Genomic DNA, 16,367 nt, shown 5'->3' on the forward strand with positions numbered 1-16,367 from the left:
CCCACTCCGCCCCCTCCCCCTTCCCCCGCCTTGCTTTCGCGCTGATTCACGGAAAGCGTGGCTGTTCGACGTCGAATGGCCACGCTTTCCGTGAATCAGCGGCCGGGGTGCGGGGGTGGGGTGGGGAGGTGGGCGACGTCCGGGTCGAGCAGCGCGGTCCAGGGGGGCCGGAACTCGGCGGCCCGGGACCGCATCTCGGCGCGCAGGTGGGACAGCCACGGGCCGCTGTCCCGCGGCCCCATCCAGTCCGGCCAGGAGTCGTAACGGCGCTCGACGGAGAAACCGTCCGCCGTGGTCGCCAAGCGCAGGAAGATCCAGCGCCCGTGCCGGGCATCGGCCTCGGCCGCCCGGAGTTCCTCGACCAGCGTGAAGAGATCCCGGAAACCGTCCCCGGGCCGGTCCACCGGGCAGCACTCGCCCGGAATCTGGCGCATCGCGCCGTCCAGCGCCTCCACGACCACCGAGGACCGGCCGTCCGCGCCCGGGGCCCGCAGGCGCGCCCAGTCCACCAGCGCCGCCAGTGCCCCGGTGCCGGCCGGCTCCGGGCGGGGCAGTTCGTCCGCCTCACCCATGGCCGCCCAGACCAGCCGTTCGTGCTGCGTCTCACTGAGCTTCCGGACCCGCCGGTGCGGCACCTCGGCACTCGCCGGCACGACCGGTGCGACAGTGCCGGCTGTGAGACCGGCCCTCGCTGCCGAGGCGAGCGCGGCGTCCATCTCGACCGGAACGGACCGGACCCGCCCGAGCAGCCCGGTGAGCGCCGCCGCGTCGACCGCGTGGCCGGCCGCGGCGGCGAGCAGTCGGTCGGCGTGGGTCGCCACGTCCGCCCGTTCCGCCTCGTCGTCGACGTCGTGCCCGGCCCACTCGAAGACCACCTCCGCCAGTTCCCGGCGGGCGCGGTCGGCGTCGAGGACGGCGCCGACGGTCTGCGGGAGGCCGTCGGCGACCCGGTCCGGGTAGCGGACCCGGTGCCAGTCGCCGTGCTCGTGCCAGTAGACGTAGCCGAGCTGGTCGTCGTCGGCGTGCCGGACCAGTTCCGCCCAGGGCAGCCAGGCGGGAGCGCCGGCGAGCAGGTCGATCGGGGGACTCACGTCCACCGTGTCGCTGTACTCGTGGTCGTAGCCGAACAGCACCGCCCGGTCGCCGGCGACGAGAACCAGCCGCCCCCAGTTGCCCCCGTGGTCGTCGTGGTGGGCCCCGTCGGCGTCGATCCACCAGACGTCGTCGTGGCCGAGCGCGGCGAGAGCCGCGCCGAGCACTCCCCACCGGCTCCACAGCACGGCCGGACCGGCGAGGTCCACGGTCGTCCGCTCCGTCACGGGAACGCCGTCAGCCGGCCGCGGGGAGCACCTTGGCGACCAGCTTGGCCAGCTCCCGTAGCGCCTTGCCGCGGTGGCTGACCGCGTCCTTCTCCTCCGGCGTCAGCTCGGCGTTGGTCCGCTCCTGCCCGTCGCCGAGGAAGATCGGGTCGTAGCCGAACCCGCCCTCGCCGCGCGGCGCGCGCAGCAGGCGGCCCGGCTGCCGGCCGTCGACCAGGTGCTCCTTGCCGCCGGGCAGCACCAGCGCCACCGTGCAGACGAAGGCCGCGCCCCGGTGCTCGTCCGGCACGTCGCCCACCTGGTCCAGCAGGAGCTGAAGGTTGGCCCGGTCGTCGCCGTGCCGGCCGGACCAGCGGGCGCTGAACACGCCGGGCATGCCGTTGAGCGCGTCCACCGCGATGCCCGAATCGTCGGCGATGGTCGGCAGGCCGGTGCGCCGGCAGCCCTCCCGCGCCTTGATCAGCGCGTTCTCGCCGAACGTCAGGCCGGTCTCCGGCAGCTCCGGATATTCCGCCACGTCGTCCAGGCCGACCAGGGCGACCCGGTGGGCGCCGAGCGCGCCGTCCAGGATCCGCTGCAACTCGACGAGCTTCTTGCGGTTACGGGTAGCCAGCAGCACCTTGTTGTCGGTCACAGGTTCAGCGCCTTCCGCTGTGCGTCGGCCAGTTCCAGACAACCCGCCACGCCCAGGTCGAGCAGCGCGTCGAGCTGGTCGCGGGCGAAGACACCGGCCTCGCCCGTCCCCTGCACCTCGACGAAGTCGCCGGCGCCGGTGCAGACCACGTTCATGTCCACCTCGGCGGTCACGTCCTCGGCGTAGCAGAGGTCGAGCATCGGCTCGCCGCCGATCACGCCGACGCTGACCGCGGACACCGACCGGTGCATCACCTTCTCCACCTTGCCGGTCAGCGACTTGCGCTCGGCCAGCCAGGTCACCGCGTCGTACAGCGCGACGTACGCGCCGGTGATCGCCGCGGTGCGGGTGCCGCCGTCGGCCTGGAGCACGTCGCAGTCGAGCACCACGGAGTTCTCGCCCAGCGCCTTGAGGTCGACGCAGGCGCGCAGGCTGCGACCGATCAGCCGGGAGATCTCGTGGGTGCGCCCGCCGACCTTGCCGCGGACGCTCTCCCGGTCCGAGCGGGTGTTGGTGGCCCTCGGCAGCATCGCGTACTCGGCGGTCACCCAGCCCAGCCCGGAACCCTTGCGCCAGCGGGGCACCCCCTCGGTGACGCTGGCCGTGCAGAGCACCCGCGTCGCGCCGAACTCGACGAGCACCGAGCCCTCCGGGTGGGTGCTCCAGCCCCGGGTCAGGGTCACCGGTCGGAGTTGGTCGGGCCGCCGCCCGTCAGGTCGCGCCATGCCTGCACCCTATGCGGTACGCCGATCGTGCCGCCTGCCGGTGCCCGCGTCCGCTCAGACGTCGTAGCCGGCGCCGGCCCGGACCACCTCGATCGGCCCGGCGTACGCACCGGTCGCCGACTCCACGGTGTGCGACTCGCTGCCCCACGCGGGAACGAGGTGGGTGAGCAACAGTCGACCCACCCCCGCCTTGGTGGCCGCCTCACCGGCCTCCCGGCCGGTCAGGTGCAGATCCGGCGGATTGTCCATGCCGTCCAGGTAGCTGGCCTCGCAGAGGAACACGTCGGCGTCCTGGGCCAGGCGCAGCAGCGCCTCGCAGGGCGCGGTGTCGGCGGAGTAGCAGAACACCCGGCCGCCGTGCTCCAGCCGCACCCCGTACGTCTCGACCGGGTGGTTCATCCGGTCGACGGTGACGGTGAACGGGCCGATCGGGAACGTGCCCGGCTGGAGGCCGTAGAACTGGTAGACGTCCTCCACCGTGCCCTCCTCCTGCCCGTACGCGCTGGCCAGCCGGTCGGGCGCGCCGGAGGGCGCGTACATCGGCAGGGGCGGGTAGGGGCCGTCCGGGGCGTACCGGCGCACCACCACGTAGTTCACCGCGTCGAACATGTGGTCGCAGTGCAGGTGGGTGAGGAGGATGGCGTCCGGGGCGTGCAGCCCGACGTAACGCTGGAGGGTGGAGAGCGAGCCCGCGCCGAAGTCGATCAGGAGCCGGAACCCGTCGGCCTCCATCAGGTAGGCGGAGCAGGGCGATTCGGGGCCCGGAAAGCTGCCCGCACAGCCGAGGACGGTCAGTCGCATCCGGTTGCCTCGATCTCACCGTGGGTAGTCGGTGCGTCGGCAGCCGTCCCGCCGTTGATCTCCACCGACGCGCTCGCCACGCTGCGCAGCCTACGCGGCGGCCGGTCGGGCAAGAATCATCTACCGGAAGTTGTCATCAACGTGACACCCATACGCGTCCGGGATCCGGGAGATCGCGGCGATCCGGCCGGTGTGTCCCCACCGACCGGACCGCCACCGGGCCGTCAGGCCCAGAGTTGACCGTCCAGCGCGTCCTCGGCGTCCGCGAGCGTGCCGCCGTACGCCCCGGTGGACAGGTACTTCCAGCCACCGTCGCAGACCACGAACGCCACGTCGGCGCGGCGGCCCGCCTTCACCGCCTCGTGCGCCACGGCGAGCGCGGCGTGCAGGATCGCGCCGGTGGAGAAGCCGGCGAAGATCCCCTCCACCTCGACGAGCTGCCGGGTACGCAGCACCGCGTCCCGGGTGCCCACCGAGAAGCGCCGGGACAGCACCCCGGCGTCGTACAGCTCGGGCACGTAGCCCTCGTCGATGTTGCGCAGGCCGTAGACCAGCTCGCCGTAGCGCGGCTCGGCCGCCACGATCTGGATCCCGTCGACCTTCTCCCGCAGGTAGCGGCCGGTGCCCATGAGCGTGCCGGTGGTGCCCAGCCCGGCCACGAAGTGGGTGATGCCCGGCAGGTCGTGCAACAGCTCCGGCCCGGTCGTCTCGTAGTGCGCCCGGGCGTTCGCCTCGTTGCCGTACTGGTAGAGCATCACCCAGTCCGGGTGGTCGGCCGCGATCTGCTTGGCGGTGGCGACGGCCTGGTTCGAGCCGCCGGCGGCCGGCGAGAAGATGATCTCCGCACCGTACATCCGGAGCAGCTGCACCCGCTCGGTGGAGACGTTCTCCGGCATCACGCAGACCAGCCGGTAGCCGCGCAGCTTCGCCACCATGGCCAGCGAGATGCCGGTGTTGCCGCTGGTCGGCTCCAGGATGGTGTCGCCGGGACGGAGCCGGCCGGCCTCCTCGGCCGCGCGGACCATGAACAGGGCCGCGCGGTCCTTGATGCTGCCGGTCGGGTTCCGGTCCTCCAGCTTGGCCCAGAGCCGCACCGGCGGCGCCCCGTCGGGCACGGTCGGGGAGAGCCGGGGCAGGCCGACAAGCGGCGTACCCCCGGAGGCGTCGAGCAGGCTGTCGTACCGCGCCATGGCGGGCCGCCTAGCGGACGGCGACGGCGTGCGCGGACCTCGCGTGCGACGCGGTCGCCGCCGCGGCGCCGTGCGACGCGGTCGCCGCCGCGGCGCCGTGCGAGGCGGTCGCCGCCACGGCGGCACTGTGCGACGCGATCGCCGCCGCGGCGGCGAAGCCGAACGCGCCGCCGGCCACGGCCGGCAGGATGGTCACGCTGTCGCCGTCGTTGAGCTTCGCGTCCAGCGCGCCGAGGAAGCGGACGTCCTCGTCGTTGACGTAGACGTTGACGAACCGGTGCAACGCGCCGGCGTCGGTGACCAGCCGGCCCCGCAGGCCGGCGTGCCGGGAGTCCAGGTCGGTGAGCAGGTCGGCGAGCGTGTCGCCACTGCCCTCGACGACCTTCGCGCCGCCGGTGTAGCTGCGCAGGATGGTGGGGATGCGAACCTCGATGGCCATGGTGTCTCGTGCTCCTCGTTCAGGGTCGTGCCAGGTGACGGACGGGAAAGGGCATGCCGGCGCTGGGGATCAGCGGCCGGAACACTCGTAGTCGACCGTCGCCGGGCTCTGCCCGAACATGTAGGACTGGACGGCGTTCGGGTCCACGGCGGCGTCCACGATCTCGACCGGCTCCTCGGTGACCACACCGTCGACGATCCGGAAGGAGCGGATCTCCTCGGTGTCGGGCTCACGGGTGGAGACGAGCAGGTAGTGCGCACCCGGCTCGCCGGCGAAGGAGACGTCCGTACGGGACGGGTAGGCCTCCGTCGCGGTGTGCGAGTGGTAGATGACGACCGGCTCCTCGTCGCGGTCGTCCATCTCCCGCCAGACCCGCAACTGCTCCATCGAGTCGAACTCGTAGAACGTCATCGAACGGGCGGCGTTGTCCATCGGGATGTGCCGGGTCGGGGTGTCGCTGCCGGCGGGACCGGCGACCACGCCGCACGCCTCGTCCGGGTGGTCCCGGCGCGCGTGGGCCACGATCGCGTCGATGATCGACCGGTCGATGCTCAGCACGTCGACCAGCCTAGCGCCTGGCCGCCCCGGGCGGCGAGGTGGCCGCCGTCACCACTCAGTCGATGAGCGCGTTGAGCAGGGACTCCTGGAGATATCCGAGATAGGCGTAGACCGACAGTTGGAACACCCGGGACGAGGCCGGGTCCGCGGCGACCGCGTCGTCCAGTTCCTCACCCAGGTCGGTGCCGTCCTTGATCTCCAGCCGGACGCCCATCGCCAGGCGGGCGTCGTTGAGCGCCCGCAGCCACGCCTCGGCCGCCTCGGCGTCCAGCCGCACCTCGCCGCCCGCGTCGCCGTCGGGCAACGCGGCGAGGATCGCGCCGGCCTGGTCGATCTTCGCGGTCTTCAGGTCACCCTCGGTGTAGCGGCGGAACTCGGCGGTGCCGGCGTCGTCGTCCGGGTAGACCTCCGGGAAGAGCCGGCCGACCACCGGGTCGCCGTGGTCGAAGCCGTCGGTGAGCAGCCCGACCACCTCGGAGGCGACCTTGCGCAGCACCCGCACCTCGTCCACCGCGAAACTGGCCACGTAGCTGTCGCCCCGGCGACGGAACATGCTCACGACCGGTCCACCGTCGCCCACAGCCCGTACGCGTGCAGCTGCGCCGCGTCGTGCTCCATGCGTTCCCGGGCCCCGCTGGAGACCACCGCCTTGCCCTTGTGGTGCACGTCCAGCATGAGCTGCTCCGCCTTCTCCCTGCTGTACCCGAACAGCTTCTGGAACACCCAGGTCACGTACGTCATCAGGTTGACCGGATCGTCCCAGACGATGGTCACCCATGGCCGGTCGGAGACCGGCACCTCTGTGGTGTCCGGCGTCTCGACCGGCGCAACCTGTGGAGCCGCCATGCCCCCCATCGTGCCACCGGATCCGCCGAACCGATGAACCGGAACGGCGCGGCGGTCGGGATCGCCCGCCCGGACCACGGGCGCGCGCCCGGCGACCCCGGCCTCAGGCGAGCAGGATGCCGTGGTCGACAGCATCGGCGAGCACCCCACCCAGCGAGAGACGGATCACCTCGAAGCGACGGGACACCTCGCGGGACAGTTCGAGTTCCACCTCGCGCAGGGCGCGCTGGGCCCAGGACCGGGCGGCGTTCGGATCGTCGTTGCCCGGCGCGCGCCAGTGCTGCCAGCAGCCGCCGTTGAGCGCCACGCCGACCGGCGGGAGCGCCTCGTCGCGTGCCGCGCCGGGCAGCCCGGCCAGCGCGTCCAGGGCGCCGACGCCGGCCAACGAGGCGACCCCGGCGGTGCTGGTGACCAGGAGCACCCGGTCCAGCTCCCGGCCGTCGGGATGGTCGGTGAGGCCCCAGCGCACCGCGCGGGTGATCCGCCGGCGTACGCCTTCGGCGAGCGGCGCGCCGAAGACCCGGGCGGCGGCGTCGTCGACCATGCCGCGCACCGCCTCGTCGCACTGCGCGGTGGCGAGCAGGGACAGCGCCTCCAGCTCGCGGTCGAGCAACGCCGGCAGGCCGGCGCAGCCGACCCCGAAGACGATCTCCTGGACCACCCGGAGGTGGATGTTGGCCAGTTCCAGCGCGAGATGCTGGCGGATCCGCTGGGCGCAGGAGCGGGCCTGGCGGTCGAGCCGGTCGGCCAGCTCGGCCGGCTCGACGCCGGTCAGTACCGGCACCCGGCCGTGCGCGCCGGGTGGTTCGGGCGGCCGGGCGCTGGCCCGCCGCAGCCCTTCGCCGGCGGCCCAGCCGACCAACGCCCGGCGCAGGTTCGGCAGCTCGGTGCGGCGGGCCGGGAACCACCGGGCCCGGGCGAGCGCGGGCACCGCGGCCAACAGCACCGCCCGGTGGGCCGCGATGGAGACCGCCACCGGGTCGAGCGGGCGGGCGGGGCCGGGCGGGCCGGCGGGGCCGGGCGACGGCACGGACGCCCCCGTGCCCTCCGCCGTCGCGCCGTCCGCCGGCACCGCCCAGCCGGTCCCGCCGGGAGTGACGACGAAGAACACCTCGACCGACGCCCGCGCCACCTCGGTCAGCAGGTGCAGCTCGGCGGCGCTGAACGCCTGGTCGGCGGCGATCACGAAAAGCAGCGCGCCGGCCCGGCCCACGGCGTCGCGCAGCACCCGGCCACCGGCCACCCCCAGCGCGGCGGTGTCCGGCGTGTCGAGCACCGCGAAGTGCCGCAGCAGCGGGTCGGGCAGGCCGAGCTCGACCCGGCGCGGCGGCCGGGCCAGCGCGGGACCGGTGGCGAGCGGGTCGGCGCCGTACGCGAGCGGGTGGCGGTAGCCCGGGACACCGGCCGCCCGGGTGGCGACCTTGGCGTGGTTGACGAGCAGGTGGCTGCCGACGGGCACGGCCAGCGTCCCGGCCGGCACCCCGAGCAGACCGGCGACCAGCTCGCGCCGACCGGCGCCGGCCGGGCCGGCGGCGACCACGGCGAGCGGCTCGTCCGGGCCCGGTGCGGTCACGCCGAGGCGGGTCGGGAGCGCGGCGCACCGCGGCGGCTCGACCCGGTCGCCCGGATCGGGCACGTCGACCGAAGGGAGTGGACCCGGCTTCATCAGACGGCCTCCCGGTGAGGCGGCCGGGCACGGCCCGGTCGCGGGAACTGACCCCGACGGGGATGTCGGAAGAGTACGGGTGTCGGCCATCCGACACCGAACACATCCGGTACTCACGTGTAATTGCCAGATTACTCAACTTCACTGCGTGACGGCGCGCACGTGGAGGGCATTCCATCGATATGCTGCCTCGATGACCAGGTGGAAGTTCGTCGGCCGGGCGGATGAGCTCCACCGGCTGTCATCCACGATCGGCGGCCCGGACGGGCGCGGCCTGCTCTTCAGCGGCGACGCCGGGGTGGGCAAGAGCCGCCTGCTGCGGGAGGGGGTGGCCGCGCTCTCCCCCGAGCGCTTCGCGATCTGGTCGGTCGCGGCCAGCGCCACCACCGCCGCGCTGCCGTTCGGCGGGCTGGTCCAGGTGCTCCCCGCCGCGCAGCCGCAGGGCCTCTCCCCCGCCGGCATCCTGCGCTGGGCGGTGGATCTGCTCCAGGAACAGGCCGCGGGCCGGCGCATCGTGCTGGCCATCGACGACGCGCACCTGCTCGACCCGCCCTCGGCGGCGCTGGTGCACCTGGTCGCCCGCTCCGAGAACGCCACCGTGATCGGGACGCTGCGCAACGGCGAGCAGATCCCGTTGCCGATCCGCGCGCTGTGGACCGACGACCTGGTCGACCTGGTCGAGCTGGGCCCGCTCGGCCGCAGCGAGACCACCGGCCTGCTCGCCGCGATCCTCGGCGGCCCGGTCGACGCCGGCTCCTCCGACCGGCTGTTCCGGCTCTCCGCCGGCAACCCGCTGCTGCTGCGCGAGCTGGTGCTGGCCGCCGGCGACGAGCTCGACCGCAGGTACGGGATCTGGCGGTGGACCGGCCGGCTGGAGCTGGCGCCCAGCCTCACCGACCTGATCGACACCCGGATCGGCCGGCTGACCCCGGGCGTCCGGGCGGTGGTGGAGCTGGTCGCCTTCGGCGAGCCGCTGGGCCTGCACCTGCTGGAACGGGCGGTCGAGCCGGCGGACGTGGAGGCCGCCGAGGAACGCGGGCTCATCACCATGGTCCGCGACGACCGGCGGCTCAACGTCCGGCTGGCCCACCCGCTCTACGGCGAGGTGATGCGCCGGCACTGCCCGGTCAGCCGCACCCGCCGGCTCCAGGCCACCCTGGCCGAGCTGCTGGAACAGGTCGGCAAGCGCCGTCGTGACGATCTGCTGCGGGTCGCGGTGTGGCGGCTCGACTCGGGTACGGCGCAGAACGTGACGCTGCTGCTCGACGCCGCCGGGCAGGCGTTCGGCCGGTACGACGTGCCGCTGGCCACCCGACTGGCCCGGGCCGCCTTGGAGGCCGGCGGCGGTACGGACGCCGCGGAACTGCTCGCCACCATCCTCATGTTCGGCGACCGGCCGGAGGAGGCGATCCGGGTGCTCGACCAGGTCGCCGGCGAGATCCACGACGACCGGCGACGCAGCCGCTGGCTGACCGTCCGGGGCATGGTGAGCTACTGGGGGCTCAACCGGGAGTCCACCGTGGAGGAGATCGCCGCTCGCGGCGCGGAGCTGGCCGATCCCGCCGACCGGGCCCGGGTCCGCGCCTTCGAGGCCATCATGCGGCTGCACCGGCTGGACGTCGACGTCGCGGTGCGGCTGGCCCAGGCGGTGCTGGACCGCCCTGCCGCGCCGATGGCGGCCCGGGAGCTGGCCCGCTGCACGCTGGCCCATCTCCAGGCCGCGCAGGGGCAGTACCGTCGCAGCGCCACCGCGATCGCCCGGGTGCAGGCCGAGGCGGCGTGCTGGCGCTCCGACATGCCCTACCTCCAGCTCGCCATGGAACTGGCCCGGGGCACCCGGCTGGCGCTCTCCGGCGACCTGGCCGGCATCGACGCGATCGTCGCCGACGAGTTCGCCGACCTGGCCGGCGCCGGCGACTTCCGGCTCGGCAGCGGCTACCTGGCCATCCTCCAGGCGTTCGCGGCACGGCTGCGCGGGCGCGGCGGCGACGCGCTCCGGACCAGCCTGGGCGCCTGCGCGGTGCTCACCACCAGCCGGGTCTACGCCGGCCTGGCCCACGCCGAGCGCGCCCAGGCCGCGGCGCTGCGCGGGGACGCGGCGCACGCCGCCGAGGCGATGGCCGAGGCGGACCGCACGCACGCGCCCGGGATGGCGGTCCTCTACCCGTGGCTGGAGCAGGCCCGGGGCGCGGCGCAGGCGGTGGCCGGTGACCTGCCGGGCGCCGTCAAGCACCTCTGCGCGCTGGCCGACCGGCTGCGCGAGGACGGCCTCGCCGGCCACGAGCTGCTGGTCCTGCTCGACCTGGTCCGGCTCGACCAGGCCGCCGCGTCGGTCGGCCCCACCTGCACCGACGGCGGCCGGCGCTCGGTGGCGCAGCGCCTGGCGGAACTCTCCGAACAGATCGACGGCGTGCTGCCGCCGCTTGTCGCCCGGTACGCGCGGGCCGCGCTCGACGGCTCCCCGGACGACCTGCTCGCGGTCGCCGACGGCTTCGCCGACCGGGAGCTGGTCGTCTACGCCGCCGAGGCGACCGCGATGGCGCTGCACCGGATGCGGGACGCCCGGACCGGCGTTCCGGCGGCGGCCCGGGAACGCCTCGCCGACCTGTTGCGCCGCTGCGACGAGATCTCCACCCCGGCGTTGCGGCTGCTCCGGCCACCGCTCAGCGACCGCGAGTGGGAGATCGCCCGCCTCGCCGCCACCGGGCTGACCAGCCGCGTGATCGCGGAACGGCTGTTCCTCTCCACCCGCACCGTGGAGAACCACCTGCAACGCGTCTACAGCAAGCTCGGCGTCACCCGCCGTAGCGAGCTGCGGGCCGCGCTGGGTTCGATGCCGGGGCACGACGGCACGGATCCGGCCTGAACTCTAGGCTGGGGCGGTGAGCACCCTTCGCCCCGCGCTGCTGACCGACCACTACGAGCTGACCATGGTCAGCGCCGCGCTTCAGGACGGCACCGCCGACCGACGCTGCGTCTTCGAGGTGTTCAGCCGGCGGCTGCCGGCCGGCCGCCGCTACGGGGTGGTCGCCGGCACCGGCCGGCTGATCGAGATGATCCGCGACTTCCGGTTCGACCCGACGGAGATCGACTTCTTGCGCCGGACCGGCGTGGTCGACGACCGGGCCGCGCAGTGGCTGGCCGACTACCGGTTCACCGGCGACGTCGACGGCTACGCCGAGGGCGAGCTGTTCTTCCCCGGCTCACCGATCCTCACCGTGTCCGGCTCGTTCGCCGAGTGCGTGGTGCTGGAGACGCTGGTGCTCTCCGTGCTCAACCACGACTGCGCGATCGCCGCGGCGGCGGCCCGGATGGTCACCGCCGCCCGGGGCCGGGCGCTGATCGAGATGGGCTCCCGCCGGGCACACGAGGAGGCCGCGGTGGCCGCGGCGCGGTCGGCGTACCTGGCCGGGTTCCGGTTCACCTCCAACCTGGCCGCCGGGCAGCGCTACGGCATCCCGACCGCCGGCACCGCCGCGCACGCGTTCACGCTGCTGCACGACGACGAGCGGACCGCGTTCGCGTCCCAGGTCGCCACGCTGGGCAAGGACACCACGCTGCTGGTCGACACGTACGACATCGCGCAGGGCATCCGCAACGCCATCGCGGTGGCCGGGCCGGAGCTGCGGGCGGTCCGGATCGACTCGGGTGACCTGGCGGTGATCGCCCAGCAGTCCCGTGAGCTGCTCGACTCGCTCGGCGCCACCGAAACGAAGATCATCGTCTCCGGCGACCTGGACGAGTACGCGATCGCGTCGCTCGCCGCCGAGCCGGTCGACATGTACGGCGCCGGCACCGCGGTGGTGACCGGCTCGGGCGCACCGACCGCCGGCCTGGTCTACAAGCTGGTCGAGGTGGAGGGGCGGCCGGTGGTCAAGCGCTCCGAGCACAAGTCCACCATCGGCGGCCGGAAGGTCGCCGTCCGCCGGCACAAGCCGACCGGCACCGCCACCGAGGAGGTCATCGTGCCGCAGGGCGTGCCGGACCGGCAGCCCAACGACCGGCTGCTCCAGCACTCGTACGTGGTGTCCGGCGAGCCGGTGACGCTGCCGACGCTGGACGAGTCCCGGGAACACCTGCGAGAGTGCCTGATCTCCATCCCGTGGGAGGGGCTCAAGCTCTCCGGCGGCGACCCGGCGGTGCCGGTGACCGTCGTACCCGCGACCTGAGAAGGGACCGACCAGATGGCGAACGCGTTGATCATCGTGGACGTGCAGAACGACTTCTGCGAGGGCGGCTCCCTCGCGGTCGGCGGCGGGGCCGGGGTGGCCGGCGGCATCTCCCGGCTGCTCGCCGCCGAACCGGACCGCTGGGACCACGTGGTCGCGACCAAGGACTACCACGTCGACCCGGGCGCGCACTTCGGCGACCCGCCGGACTTCGTCGACTCCTGGCCCCGGCACTGCGTGGTCGGCACGTCCGGCTCCGAGTTCCACCCCGAGCTGGAGACCGGCCGGGTGGAGGCGATCTTCCACAAGGGCGAGCACGCAGCCGCGTACTCCGGTTTCGAGGGGCACGCGCCCGACGGCGAGCGCCTGGCCGACTGGCTGCGCCGGCACGACGTGGACCGGGTCGACGTGGTCGGCATCGCCACCGACCACTGCGTCCGCGCGACCGCGCTGGACGCCGCGCGGGAGGGCTTCCGGACCACCGTGCTGCTGGAGCTGACCGCCGCCGTCGCGCCGGAGACGCTCGACGTGGCGTTGCGCGCGCTCGACGGCGCCGGCGTCGCCATGGTCGGCGAACCTGTGATCAAGGCCGCTTGACCAGGTAATCGCTTGCGACTGTCGTACCTCCGGCCCAGGATGGCGCGGGAGGTGCGGCCGTCGTGAACCTGAAGCCCTACCGGGAGGCGCTGGCCCTGCCCGGTCTGCGCTCGCTGCTGCTGGTGTCCGTGCTGGCCCGCATCCCGCTGACCGCGGTCGGGGTGACGCTCACCTTCTACGTGGTGCTCGACCTGGGGCGGGGCTACGGCGCCGCCGGCCTGGTCGGCGCCGTGGCCACCGTCGGCACGGCGATCGGCGCGCCGCTGCTCGGCCGGCTCGTCGACCGCCACGGCCTGCGGCCGGTGCTGCTGCTCTGCACGATCGTCGAGGGCGTGTTCTGGGCCGCCGCGCCCACCCTCTCCTACCCGGTGCTGCTGCCCGCCGCATTCCTGGCCGGGCTGCTCGCGCTGCCGGTCTTCTCGGTGGTCCGCCAGTCCATCGCCGCGCTGGTCCCGGCGGAGCAACGACGCCCGGCGTACGCGCTGGACTCGATGTCGGTCGAGCTGTCGTTCATGGTGGGCCCCGCGGTCGCGGTGGCGCTCGCGACCACCGTCACGCCGCGCCTCACGCTCTGGGCGGTCGGCGCCGGCATCGTCGCCTCCGGCATCTGTTTCTGGCTGCTGAACCCGCCGACCCGGGGCGTCGACGAGCCGGCCGGTCCACGGCGCGCGGTGCCGCGTCGGGAGTGGCTCACCCCGCGCCTGCTCTCCGTGCTGGCGGTCAGCCTGGCCGCCACGCTGGTGCTGGGCGGCACCGACGTCGCCGTGGTGGCGGTGCTCCGGGCCGGCGGTGAGGTCGGGTGGACCGGCGCGGTGCTGGCCGTGTGGGCGGTCGCCTCGCTGGTGGGCGGCTTCGCCTACGGCGCGGTACGCCGCTCGTTCTCCCCGCTGGCGCTGGTGGCGACGCTCAGCCTCACCACCATCCCGGTCGGGCTGGGCGGCTCGCACTGGTGGCTGCTCGCCCTGGCGCTGGTCCCGACCGGTGCGCTCTGCGCGCCCACCATCGCGGCCACCGCGGACGCGGTCAGCCGGCTGGCTCCGCCCGACGTACGCGGCCTGGCGATGGGTCTGCACGGCTCCGCCGTCACGGTCGGCATCGCCCTGGGCGCGCCGCTGGCCGGCGCGGTGATCGACGCCTCCGCCCCGGCCTGGGGCTTCGCGGTCACCGGCGCGGTCGGCGTCCTGGTGGCGCTGGTCGTGCTCCCGGTCGAGCTGCGTCACCGCCGCACCCCACCGTCCACCCCCACCGCACAGCCGGAACCGGTCACCGCCCTCCGCTGACCGCGCGGCCCTGAGACTCCGGGTGCAGTTGTCGTCACCACAGCGCCATCAGTCCCACCCAAAGCCACCGGTGACGTCTCAGTCGGCCGACAGGTCGGTCGGTGCTCCCGAACCCACTTCCCAACGTCCGACTCCCGCCACACGGTGCCGCCCCCACGACCCGTTGATCAAGGAGTTTGCGTCGGGCCGGGGGCCGTTTCCGACGCAAACTCCTTGATCAACGCGGACCAACGCGGGGGCCACGGTAGGGCGGGAAAGGTGACGGGCGCCGCGCCCCGGAGGGGTGCGGCGCCCGTCGTGGGCTGAGCGGGTCAGCGTTGGTCGAGGTTCCCGGCGGTGTCCTCCTGGTAGCTGGCGCCACCGTTGACCTCGCTGGTCAGCGGCTTGGCGCCACCCTCCGGCGGGCCGGCGACGCTCTGGCCGGCGGCCAGCTCGGGGAACTTCGCGTCGAAGGCGGGCCGCTCGGAGCGGATCCGCGGCATCCGGTCGAAGTTGCGCAGCGGCGGCGGCGAGCTGGTCGCCCACTCCAGCGAGTTGCCGTGGCCCCACGGGTCGTCGACCTCGACCACCGGGCCGGTCTTGTACGACTTCCAGCAGTTCCAGATGAACGGCAGGGTCGAGATGCCGGTGATGAACGCGCCGATGGTGGAGACCATGTTCAGCGTGGTGAAGCCGTCGTCGGCCTGGTAGTCGGCGTACCGGCGGGGCATGCCCTCGTTGCCCAGCCAGTGCTGCACCAGGAACGTGGTGTGGAAGCCGATCATGGTCAGCCAGAAGTGAATCTTGCCGAGCCGCTCGTCCAGCATCCGGCCGAACATCTTCGGGAACCAGAAGTAGATGCCGCCGAAGACCGCGAACACGATGGTGCCGAAGAGCACGTAGTGGAAGTGCGCCACCACGAAGTACGAGTCGTGCAGGTGGAAGTCGAGCGGCGGGCTGGCCAGCAGCACCCCGGTCAGACCACCGAAGAGGAACGTGACCAGGAAGCCGATCGCGAACAGCATCGGCGTCTCGAACGTGATCTGGCCCCGCCACATGGTGCCGATCCAGTTGAAGAACTTCATGCCGGTGGGCACCGCGATCAGGTAGCTCAGGAAACTGAAGAACGGCAGCAGCACCTGGCCGGTGGCGAACATGTGGTGCGCCCAGACGCTCATCGACAGCGCGGCGATGGCGACGGTGGCCGCCACCAGGCCCTTGTAACCGAAGATCGGCTTCCGGGAGAAGACCGGGATGATCTCGGTGATGATGCCGAAGAACGGCAGCGCGATGATGTAGACCTCGGGGTGCCCGAAGAACCAGAACAGGTGCTGCCAGAGCATCGGCCCGCCGGTCGCCGGGTCGTACACGTGGGCGCCGAGCAGGCGGTCCGCGGCGAGCGCGAACAGCGCGGCGGCCAGCAGCGGGAAGACCAGGATGGCCAGCAGGCTGGTGACCAGCATGTTCCAGGTGAAGATCGGCATCCGGAACATGGTCATGCCGGGCGCGCGCAGGGTCAGGATCGTGGTGATCAGGTTGACCGCGCCGAGGATGGTGCCCAGACCGGAGATGGCCAGACCGACCACCCACATGTTGGCGCCGACGCCCGGGGAGTGCTCGATGGTGCTCAGCGGCGTGTAGGCCGTCCACCCGAAGTCGGCCGCGCCGCCGGGGCTGATGAAGCCCGCGGTGGCCAGCGTGCCGCCGAAGAGGTAGAGCCAGTACGCGAACGCGTTCAGCCGGGGGAACGACACGTCGGGCGCGCCGATCTGCAGCGGCACCACGTAGTTAGCGAAGGCGAACACGATCGGCGTCGCGAAGAACAGCAGCATGATCGTGCCGTGCATGGTGAAGAGCTGGTTGTACTGCTCGGGCGACAGGAACTGCAGCCCCGGTCGCGCCAGCTCGGCGCGCATGATCAGGGCCATCAGGCCACCGATCATGAAGAACGCGAACGCGGTGACCATGTACATGATCCCGATCTGCTTCGCGTCCGTGGTGCGCAGCAGCCGCGCGAGGGCCGACCCCTTGACCGGCTCGCGGACCGGCCAGGGCCGGGTCACGACCGGCTTGGGTGCGACGGTGGTCACGAGTGGCCTCCGGTTCTGGGTTGTCCCGCTCGGCGCGCTGGTCATCGGCGCAGCCGTCATCCGCAAGGAGGATA

Annotated in this window: 14 protein-coding genes and 1 pseudogene; 4 read left to right on the plus strand and 11 right to left on the minus strand. The window is 73.3% G+C overall.

All coding sequences use genetic code 11. The features are described from left to right. Positions 1 to 95 precede the first annotated feature (95 nt). The 10 genes and pseudogenes from ACIA6B_RS23465 to ACIA6B_RS23510 all read right to left on the minus strand — a co-directional run bounded on the left by ACIA6B_RS23465 (position 96) and on the right by ACIA6B_RS23510 (position 8,178). Positions 96 to 1,319 (minus strand): hypothetical protein, encoded by a 1,224-nt coding sequence (locus ACIA6B_RS23465; RefSeq protein WP_396776306.1) that lies wholly within the window; start codon positions 1,317 to 1,319, stop codon positions 96 to 98. A 10-nt stretch (positions 1,320 to 1,329) separates the two neighbouring features. Then, positions 1,330 to 1,953: an RdgB/HAM1 family non-canonical purine NTP pyrophosphatase gene (rdgB, locus tag ACIA6B_RS23470; protein ID WP_396776308.1), complete on the minus strand. Its 624-nt coding sequence runs from the start codon at positions 1,951 to 1,953 to the stop codon at positions 1,330 to 1,332. After that, on the minus strand, positions 1,950 to 2,678 hold the full coding sequence (gene rph, locus ACIA6B_RS23475; RefSeq protein WP_107162398.1) for a ribonuclease PH: 729 nt from the start codon (positions 2,676 to 2,678) through the stop codon (positions 1,950 to 1,952). The genes rdgB and rph overlap by 4 nt, the downstream gene beginning before the upstream one ends. Before the next feature lie 54 nt (positions 2,679 to 2,732). After that, complete coding sequence (locus tag ACIA6B_RS23480; RefSeq protein ID WP_396776311.1) at positions 2,733 to 3,479, minus strand: MBL fold metallo-hydrolase; 747 nt, start codon at positions 3,477 to 3,479, stop codon at positions 2,733 to 2,735. Positions 3,480 to 3,703: 224 nt separating this feature from the next. Then, entirely contained in the window at positions 3,704 to 4,669 is a 966-nt protein-coding gene (locus tag ACIA6B_RS23485) for a PLP-dependent cysteine synthase family protein (RefSeq protein ID WP_396776313.1), read from the minus strand. Between the two features lie 139 nt (positions 4,670 to 4,808). Beyond that, a pseudogene (locus ACIA6B_RS23490) lies at positions 4,809 to 5,108 on the minus strand (MoaD/ThiS family protein); the annotation flags it as partial. Positions 5,109 to 5,177: 69 nt separating this feature from the next. Next, a complete protein-coding gene (locus ACIA6B_RS23495) occupies positions 5,178 to 5,666 on the minus strand; it encodes a Mov34/MPN/PAD-1 family protein (protein ID WP_107162394.1) in 489 nt (162 codons plus the stop codon). Between the two features lie 55 nt (positions 5,667 to 5,721). Continuing rightward, positions 5,722 to 6,219, minus strand: a complete 498-nt coding sequence (locus ACIA6B_RS23500; protein ID WP_199199973.1) for a DUF2017 domain-containing protein — start codon at positions 6,217 to 6,219, stop codon at positions 5,722 to 5,724. 2 nt (positions 6,220 to 6,221) lie between these two features. Beyond that, a complete protein-coding gene (gene clpS / locus ACIA6B_RS23505; protein ID WP_107162392.1) occupies positions 6,222 to 6,512 on the minus strand; it encodes an ATP-dependent Clp protease adapter ClpS in 291 nt (96 codons plus the stop codon). Positions 6,513 to 6,615: 103 nt separating this feature from the next. Next, entirely contained in the window at positions 6,616 to 8,178 is a 1,563-nt protein-coding gene (locus ACIA6B_RS23510) for a hypothetical protein (protein ID WP_396776316.1), read from the minus strand. A gap of 193 nt (positions 8,179 to 8,371) precedes the next feature. Between ACIA6B_RS23510 and ACIA6B_RS23515 the strand changes: the two genes are divergently transcribed. From ACIA6B_RS23515 to ACIA6B_RS23530, 4 genes are all read left to right on the plus strand, one after another. Continuing rightward, positions 8,372 to 11,044: a LuxR C-terminal-related transcriptional regulator gene (locus ACIA6B_RS23515; protein WP_396776318.1), complete on the plus strand. Its 2,673-nt coding sequence runs from the start codon at positions 8,372 to 8,374 to the stop codon at positions 11,042 to 11,044. A gap of 16 nt (positions 11,045 to 11,060) precedes the next feature. Beyond that, positions 11,061 to 12,347, plus strand: coding sequence for a nicotinate phosphoribosyltransferase (locus tag ACIA6B_RS23520; RefSeq protein WP_396776320.1), 1,287 nt, complete (start codon positions 11,061 to 11,063; stop codon positions 12,345 to 12,347). Between the two features lie 15 nt (positions 12,348 to 12,362). After that, positions 12,363 to 12,944 carry an isochorismatase family protein gene (locus ACIA6B_RS23525; RefSeq protein ID WP_396776322.1) on the plus strand — a complete coding sequence of 194 codons (582 nt, stop codon included), beginning with the start codon at positions 12,363 to 12,365 and terminating at the stop codon, positions 12,942 to 12,944. A 62-nt stretch (positions 12,945 to 13,006) separates the two neighbouring features. Further along, positions 13,007 to 14,224, plus strand: a complete 1,218-nt coding sequence (locus ACIA6B_RS23530; protein WP_396776324.1) for an MFS transporter — start codon at positions 13,007 to 13,009, stop codon at positions 14,222 to 14,224. Positions 14,225 to 14,535: 311 nt separating this feature from the next. Here ACIA6B_RS23530 and ctaD read toward each other — a convergent pair whose 3' ends face one another. Next, on the minus strand, positions 14,536 to 16,293 hold the full coding sequence (ctaD, locus tag ACIA6B_RS23535) for a cytochrome c oxidase subunit I (protein ID WP_396776326.1): 1,758 nt from the start codon (positions 16,291 to 16,293) through the stop codon (positions 14,536 to 14,538). Positions 16,294 to 16,367: the final 74 nt, after the last annotated feature.

This window comes from Micromonospora sp. NPDC051141, assembly GCF_044455765.1.
Taxonomy (GTDB): Bacteria; Actinomycetota; Actinomycetes; order Mycobacteriales; family Micromonosporaceae; genus Micromonospora.